The organism is Roseibium sp., assembly GCF_039982295.1.
Lineage (GTDB): Bacteria > Pseudomonadota > Alphaproteobacteria > Rhizobiales > Stappiaceae > Roseibium.
Genome location: NZ_JBDWYP010000058.1, coordinates 110,026 through 117,889 on the forward strand (window position 1 = coordinate 110,026; position 7,864 = coordinate 117,889).

Annotated in this window: 6 protein-coding genes; 5 read left to right on the forward strand and 1 reads right to left on the reverse strand. The window is 56.8% G+C overall.

Annotation, left to right across the window (positions count from 1 at the left end; translation table 11 throughout):
- Positions 1-88: 88 nt before the first annotated feature.
- The 5 genes from lepA (at position 89) to pheT (ending at position 7,059) form a co-directional block, all read left to right on the forward strand.
- Positions 89-1,894, forward strand: a complete 1,806-nt coding sequence (gene lepA / locus ABJZ52_RS12615) for a translation elongation factor 4 (RefSeq protein WP_348192783.1) — start codon at positions 89-91, stop codon at positions 1,892-1,894.
- 92 nt (positions 1,895-1,986) lie between these two features.
- Positions 1,987-2,571: a PhnA domain-containing protein gene (locus tag ABJZ52_RS12620; protein WP_348192786.1), complete on the forward strand. Its 585-nt coding sequence runs from the start codon at positions 1,987-1,989 to the stop codon at positions 2,569-2,571.
- Between the two features lie 194 nt (positions 2,572-2,765).
- Positions 2,766-3,848 carry a phenylalanine--tRNA ligase subunit alpha gene (gene pheS / locus ABJZ52_RS12625; protein ID WP_348192789.1) on the forward strand — a complete coding sequence of 361 codons (1,083 nt, stop codon included), beginning with the start codon at positions 2,766-2,768 and terminating at the stop codon, positions 3,846-3,848.
- Positions 3,849-3,895: 47 nt separating this feature from the next.
- The gene (locus tag ABJZ52_RS12630; RefSeq protein ID WP_348192792.1) at positions 3,896-4,564 is read left to right on the forward strand and encodes a phenylalanyl-tRNA synthetase subunit alpha; all 669 of its coding nucleotides are present in this window, start codon (positions 3,896-3,898) and stop codon (positions 4,562-4,564) included.
- Positions 4,565-4,641: 77 nt separating this feature from the next.
- A complete protein-coding gene (gene pheT, locus ABJZ52_RS12635; RefSeq protein ID WP_348192794.1) occupies positions 4,642-7,059 on the forward strand; it encodes a phenylalanine--tRNA ligase subunit beta in 2,418 nt (805 codons plus the stop codon).
- A 54-nt stretch (positions 7,060-7,113) separates the two neighbouring features.
- Here the strand turns inward: pheT and ABJZ52_RS12640 are convergent, their stop codons facing one another.
- Positions 7,114-7,449 carry a hypothetical protein gene (locus ABJZ52_RS12640; RefSeq protein ID WP_348192797.1) on the reverse strand — a complete coding sequence of 112 codons (336 nt, stop codon included), beginning with the start codon at positions 7,447-7,449 and terminating at the stop codon, positions 7,114-7,116.
- Positions 7,450-7,864 lie beyond the last annotated feature (415 nt).

The window sequence follows — 7,864 nt, forward strand, 5'->3', positions numbered from 1 at the left end:
GCCCTCAATGATCGAAAATCCGCATATAGAGCCGAATTCCAGCGCCAAATTCCTTTGCGATCCGGCTTCTCAATGCTAAACGGTCGCCATGACGACGAAGACACTTTCCAACATCCGCAATTTCTCCATCGTGGCTCATATCGACCATGGCAAGTCCACGCTTGCCGATCGACTGATCCAGATGACAGGAACAATGACCGACCGCGAGATGACATCTCAGGTTCTCGATTCGATGGATATCGAACGCGAACGCGGCATCACGATCAAGGCGCAGACCGTGCGACTGATCTACAATGCCAAGGACGGACAGCAGTATGTTCTGAACCTGATCGACACCCCAGGTCACGTCGACTTCGCCTATGAGGTCTCCCGGTCACTGGCAGCCTGCGAGGGATCTCTGCTAGTGGTCGACGCCAGTCAGGGCGTTGAAGCCCAGACCCTTGCGAACGTTTACCAGGCGATCGAGAACGACCACGAAATCGTCACCGTGCTCAACAAGATCGACCTGCCCGCTGCTGAGCCAGATCGGATCAAGGAGCAGATCGAGGACGTCATCGGGATCGACGCGTCTGAAGCCTGCATGATCTCCGCCAAGACGGGCCTGGGCGTCGATGACGTGCTGGAAGCGATCGTCGAAAAATTACCGGCTCCTGTCGGCAATCCAGATGAGACACTCAAGGCAATGCTGGTCGACAGCTGGTATGACACCTATCTGGGTGTGATGGTCCTTGTTCGCATCATCGACGGATCCCTGAAAAAGGGCCAGAAGATCAAGATGATGGGCACTGGCGCCGCCTATGACATCGACCGTGTTGGCGTCATGACCCCCAAGTTCCTGCAGGTCGAAGAATTGAAGACGGGCGAGATCGGCGTTTTCACCGGTTCCATCAAGGAAGTCGCCGATACGCGCGTGGGTGATACGATCACGCTCGACAAGAAGCCCTGCGCAGAAGCATTGCCGGGCTTCAAACCGGCCCAGCCAGTGGTTTTCTGCGGATTGTTCCCGGTGGACGCCAATGACTTTGAAGACCTTCGTGCTGCCATGGGCAAGCTCCGCCTGAACGACGCAAGCTTCTCCTATGAGATGGAAACCTCTGCGGCACTCGGATTTGGCTTCCGCTGTGGCTTCCTAGGCCTGCTCCATCTGGAGATCGTGCAGGAGCGGCTCGAGCGGGAATTCAATCTTGATCTCATCGCGACAGCTCCCTCCGTTGTCTATCAGATGACGTTGACAGATGAGACCGAAGTCGAGCTGCACAACCCGGCCGACATGCCTGATGTGGTGAAAATCAACGAGATCCGTGAGCCCTGGATACGTGCCACGATCATGACACCGGATGACTACCTCGGTGGCATCCTGAAGCTCTGTCAGGAGCGCCGCGGGATCCAGATCGACCTGAACTACGTTGGTAGCCGAGCGATGTTGACCTACGATCTCCCGCTCAATGAAGTGGTGTTCGACTTCTATGATCGCCTGAAGTCAATCTCCAAGGGCTACGCGTCGTTCGACTACATGATCTCTGAATACCGGGAAGGCGATCTCGTCCGCATGTCGATCCTGGTCAACGAAGAGCCTGTCGATGCACTCTCCGTTCTTGTCCACCGCAGCCAGGCAGAGCGCCGTGGCCGGGCGATGGTGGAGAAGCTGAAAGAGCTGATTCCCCGCCACATGTTCAAGATCCCGATCCAGGCCGCGATCGGTGGCCGCGTGATTGCCCGTGAAACCTTGTCGGCTCTTCGCAAGGACGTGACCGCAAAGTGCTATGGTGGTGACGCCACCCGTAAACGCAAACTGCTGGAAAAGCAGAAGGCTGGTAAAAAGAAGATGCGTCAATTCGGCAAGGTCGAAATTCCGCAAGAAGCCTTTATTCAAGCTCTGAAGATGGACGACTAAGCAGCCTTCAGCGCTGCTACAGGGGCATCATCTTATTACCCATTCAACATCGCCGGCTTTGCCGGCGTTGTCATTTTATGAAGAGTTGATCAATGAGCCTGGAAACGGAACTCCGCGTGCGCGCCGGAGACATCTGCGAGATCTGCGCGAATACCGTTGGGCTGTCGCCCATGAACGTCGAAGGCGGTGCAGGCGACCAAGCCGAAGGGGCAATTCTAGCCTGCGAAACCTGCACCAAACAAATCCAGGGAGAGAGCACTCCTGATCCGAAGCATTTGCGTTGCCTCAACGACAGCGCATGGAGCCAAGAACCCGCCGTTCAGGTTACCGCCTGGCGTCTGCTGAACCTGCTACCTGAAGAGGCGTGGGCAAGAGACCTTTTGGATATGCTCTACCTGGACGACGAGACATTGGCCTGGGCAAAGTCCAGTGCGACAAAATCAGAAGACGATGACGCCGCCGCTGTGATCCACAAGGACACCCATGGAGCCGTCCTTAACGGAGGCGATACCGTGACCTTGATCAAGGATCTAAAGGTCAAGGGAGCTGGTTTTACCGCGAAACGTGGCACCGCAGTGCGCAACATATCGCTTGTCCATGATAATGCAGAGCAGATTGAGGGACGGGTCAACGACCAGCGTATCGTGATCCTTACGGAATTCGTCAAGAAATCTTGACCGATGGTGATTCACTGCAGTCGCTAAAGGCTGAGCGACACCTCCCTGGTTCAGATCCTCATACTTAGCGGATGAAACTTCTGGACTTATTGTAAAGTGCCCCGTGGCATCGGCGGTCTTTTTTCGCTAAAAGATCCGTCGACCTCATTTTCGACCGAAGAGCGCGAGAGCGCTGCACGATACATCGAGCACCCATGTCCGACTTGAACACCCTTGAAACAGAACTTCTGGCCGCCGTCGAAAGCGCGGCAAGCGAAGCTGAACTTGAAGAGATCCGTGTCTCGGCCCTCGGCAAGAAAGGCAAGATCTCCGAGCAGATGAAAACGCTCGGAAAGATGAGCCCTGAAGAGCGCCAGACGATGGGTCCTGCCCTGAATGGACTCAAAGCGCGGGTTACAGAAGCTATCGCCGGGCGCAAGATTGTTCTCGCGGAAGCAGCTCTCGAAGCTCGTCTCGCCAGCGAAAGCGTCGACGTTACCTTGCCGCTGCGCGCAGGTCCGATTGAAAGCGGCCGCATCCATCCGGTCAGTCAGGTGACGGACGAGTTGACCGCAATCTTTGCCGATATGGGTTTCGCGATTGCGGAAGGCCCGGATATCGAAACCGACGAGCTCAACTTCACCGCCCTGAATTTCCCGGAAGGCCACCCCGCCCGAGAGATGCATGACACGTTCTTCTTTAACGAGAAAGAAGACGGTGAGCGACTGCTGCTTCGTACACACACGTCCCCGGTCCAGGTCCGTACGATGCGGAATCAAGAACCGCCGATCCGTGTCATTATTCCGGGCAGAACCTATCGCTGTGACAGCGACCAAACACATACGCCGATGTTCCACCAGGTCGAAGGTCTGGTCATCGACAAGGCCAGCCACATCGGTCATCTCAAAGGAACCTTAGAGGAATTTCTCAAGGCGTTCTTCGAAGTCGACAACGTGACACTCCGGTTCCGGCCAAGTTTCTTTCCTTTCACTGAGCCGTCCATGGAAGTGGATGTCCAGTGCGACCGCTCCGGCGGCGAGGTAAAAATCGTCGAAGGCAACGACTGGATGGAGATCCTGGGCTGCGGCATGGTCCATCCAAATGTCCTGCGCAACTGCGGCCTCGATCCGGATGTCTATCAGGGTTTTGCCTGGGGCATCGGCATCGACCGTCTCGCCATGCTGAAGTATGGCATGCCTGACCTGCGCGCCTTCTTCGACGCCGATGTGCGCTGGATCCAGCACTACGGCTTTCGTCCGCTTGATCTGCCGACCCTCTTCGGCGGTCTTTCATCCTAGTCGGCAGACGCCGCTCACTCTCGAACCGTAGAGGCTCTGGATCAAAAATGTCGATGATCAGCCGCCTGATTGCCACCGTACTTGCCGCATCTTTCATTGGTCTCGCCGCACTTCCGAATGCCTACGCGCAGACCAAGGAAAGCACTGAGCGCGTCGCAAGCCCCAGTTCCTTTCTGGAAGCCTGCGCCGAGAAGATCGAAGCGCGCGGCCGACTTCGGTTCTGCGGTGAGTATTTTCGAGAGAAGCTTGGTCCTCAGGCCGACGCGTTGCTGTATCTCAGGGACCGGATCACCGGCCTGAGGGCATCACATGAAGAAGCCAGCGCCGAGAAATACGAGAGTTTTCTTTCCGCGATCTACATCGTTGCCTTCCTGACCATCGTCTCCATTGTCCTTGTCGCGAGCGATCGCCGGATAAAAGGCACTGCCAAATGGGCAAGTTTGACTACTTCGGCTGCTCTTTTGCTCGTCATCGGCGTCATGGCGATTGGCTGGCTCGGCAAGTACCGCGCGGAATATTCGGCTCAAGTTGAGTTGGGCATTTTGCGCGACCGGATTGAAGCGGAAGCAGCTCAGGTCATTTCCACTGGCAAAGACATCACACCTGAAATGGTCATTGCATGGTCGACCGAATTGTCCTCCATCGGCAGACGCTTTGCCGAAAATTACAGTGATGCATCACCACTGCCGGAAATTGAGCGTTTTCATACCCAATAGAGATTGGCGCGCGACCTCAAACTTGAATTTTTCGGTGTCATGCAACCGGCACCGACTCAAAACAAAAGAGCAGAACAATGAAGTTCACCCTGTCCTGGTTGAAGGAACACCTTGAAACCGACGCGAGCCTTGATGAAATCGTCGAGAAGCTCACCATGATCGGGCTAGAGGTCGAGGAGGTCACGGACCGCGCGGCCAAGCTTTCTCATTTCAAGATTGCGAAAGTGCTCGAAGCCGAACAGCATCCGAACGCCGACCGGCTGCGTGTCCTGAAGGTTGATACGGGCGAAGGTGAGCCGCTGCAGATCGTCTGCGGCGCTCCCAATGCAAAAACAGGTCTTGTTGGTGTTCTGGGTCGTCCTGGAGATTACGTACCAGGCCTTGATGTGACCTTGTCCGTCGGCAAAATCCGTGACGTCGAGAGCTTCGGCATGATGTGTTCGGAGCGTGAACTTGAGCTCTCAGAAGAGCATGACGGCATCATTGACCTTCCCAAGGACGCACCAGTAGGTGTCAGCTATGCCGAATGGGCGGGCTTGAGCGATCCGATCATTGAGATTGGCCTGACACCGAACCGGCCTGACTGTACGGGCGTCTACGGCATTGCACGAGACCTGGCTGCTGCCGGCGTTGGCCGACTCAAGGAACGAAGCCACGATCAGGTCCGCGGAGCATTCCCCTGTCCAACTGGCGTCAAACTTGATTTTGGCGAAACGAAGCCGCTGTGCAAGGCGTTTGGCCTGCGGTTGGTCAAAGGCGTCAAAAACGGACCTTCTCCAAAGTGGATGCAGGATCGCCTACTGGCCATCGGCCTGCGCCCGATCAACACACTCGTCGACATCACGAACTACATGACCTTCGACCAGGGACGCCCGCTGCATGTCTTTGATGCGGCCAAGGTAAAGGGCGACCTCGTTGTCCGCAGGGGTGCTCAGGGCGAGACCATCGAAGGTCTCAACGGCAAATCCTACGAGGTGGATGACAGCATTTGCGTCATCTCCGACGACAACGGTCTGGAAAGCCTTGGCGGCATCCTAGGCGGGGAAGTTTCTGGCTGCACGGAACAAACCACCGACGTCCTGATCGAGTCTGCTCTTTGGGATGAAGATGCAATCGCTGCTACAGGCCGTAAGCTTGGCGTAAACACCGATGCTCGCTATCGCTTTGAGCGCGGCGTCGACCCTGACTATATGCTGCCAGGACTTGAAGCCGCGACCAAACTGGTGCTCGACCTGTGCGGTGGCGAGGCATCGGAAGTGGTCGTCTCTGGCAAGGTGCCCGACGACACAAACATCATCGAATTCCCTCTTTCCGAGGTCAAACGTCTTTCCGGTATCGATGCCAGCGTCGCGGAAATCAACGTCGTTTTGAAGGCACTGGGTTTCTGGGTTTCCGGTTCTGGCCCGACGATCAAGGTCGCCGCACCCAGCTGGCGCCCAGACATCGAGGGCAAGGCGGATCTCGTCGAGGAAGTGGTTCGGATCATCGGTCTCGACCGGGTTCCGTCAACGCCGCTGCCTCGCACGGGCAACGTTGGAGCCAAAGTTCTGACGCCCGGACAAATTCGACGCGGCAGGGCCCGACGCTCGCTTGCCTCAAGAGGCTTGAACGAAGCTGTGACGTGGTCGTTCATTGCGAAAGCGGAAGCTGAGGCATTCGGAGGCGGAAAGCCCGAGCTGACGCTCGCCAACCCGATTTCCTCGGACATGTCCGAAATGCGCCCCAGCCTGTTGCCGGGTCTTCTTACGGCCGGTCAAAGAAATGCCGATCGCGGCTTTCCCGACGTCGGGCTGTTCGAGGTCGGGCAGATCTTTGAAGGCGACGTACCAACTGATCAGAAGATGGTCGCCGCCGGCATCCGCCGCGGCACCGCAGTCCTTGAAGGCCAGGGGCGCCATTGGTCAGCGCCAGCCCGCACAGTGAGCGTATTTGATGCGAAGGCAGACGCCCTGGCTGCGCTCGCGGCGGCTGGAGCACCCGTCGACAAGTTGCAGGTCTATGTTGATGCGCCGACTTACTTCCACCCCGGACGTTCGGGAACGCTCAAGCTCGGACCGAAGAACACCCTTGCCGTCTTTGGCGAAATCCACCCGCGCACGCTCAGTGTGCTGGACATCGAGGGCCCGCTTGTAGGTTTCGAAATCTACCTCGACAATTTACCTCAGCCAAAAGGCAAGGCAAATCGCTCAAAGGGTGCGCTCAACGCTTCTGATCTCATGCCCGTCCGCCGTGACTTTGCATTTGTAGTTGGCCAAGGCGTGTCGGCAGAGTCGCTTCTGAAGGCGGCGCGCGGTGCGGAGAAGACCCTGATTTCCGACGTGACTCTGTTCGACGTCTATGAAGGCAAGGGCATTCCGGAAGATCACAAGTCCCTGGCCATCGACGTCACACTGCAGCCAAAGCAAAAGACGCTGACCGACGAAGAGATCGAGGCTATCGGCCAGAAGATCATTGCGTCTGTTCAAAAGGCGACGGGCGGTACCCTTCGGGCCTGACCGCCGACATCTCGAAGCAAGACCGAAGCGCTCTGGATAATCCAGAGCGCTTTTTTAATCACGATAGTTGCGCTGCTGGCGGCAGCGCTTTCCAACCGCGCATTTCTGGTTGTCTTTCGTCGGAGCGAAAGCCGGTGCCGTTAGTGGTGTCCGCGAGTAGCAAAAACGTGCATCCGCGATGAACCGCTCGAAGGTGTTCGGCCCAGTGGTCATCACGATCTCTCCGCGCTGTTTCACGAGGGCCTGAGCCTGAGCGCATGTCATGGTGCGCGTATCCGGTCGCGCCTGCGCATAAACCTCAGTCGCCAAGGGCAAAACGCTCAGGATCGCGGCGGCGGCAGTCCACACTCCCACGTTGACCACTTTCAGAATTGGCTTTCTGTACCTCATGACACCTTCCTCTCAACAAAACGCATCCTCAATAGATGGCGCGGGCTCTGCGGAAGGTCAATCTACGGCGCAGTGTTCGTTCCTCACATTGATCTATTCGAGTGACACAAGAATCGCGTACCGTTGGGTTCTTCGGATTTGCGAGCTCAACAATGCCCCTCACTGCCAACGCCAAGAGATTTGACCGCGACCACTTTGGCGATTGTTATCGCTCCTCAGAGGATCAGCGCCATGCAGCTCTGGAAAGCATCGTGAGGTTGACGCCGGACCTCATTGAACCGCCCCGGGTTTGCCGGAGGCTCCAACTCCTGAGTAGGATGGAGCATCATGAGCAAAACGACGAACAAGTTTTCCGCTGAAGTACGTGAACGAGCAGTCCGCCTTGTTCTGGATAATGAGAGCCAGCACGGGTCAC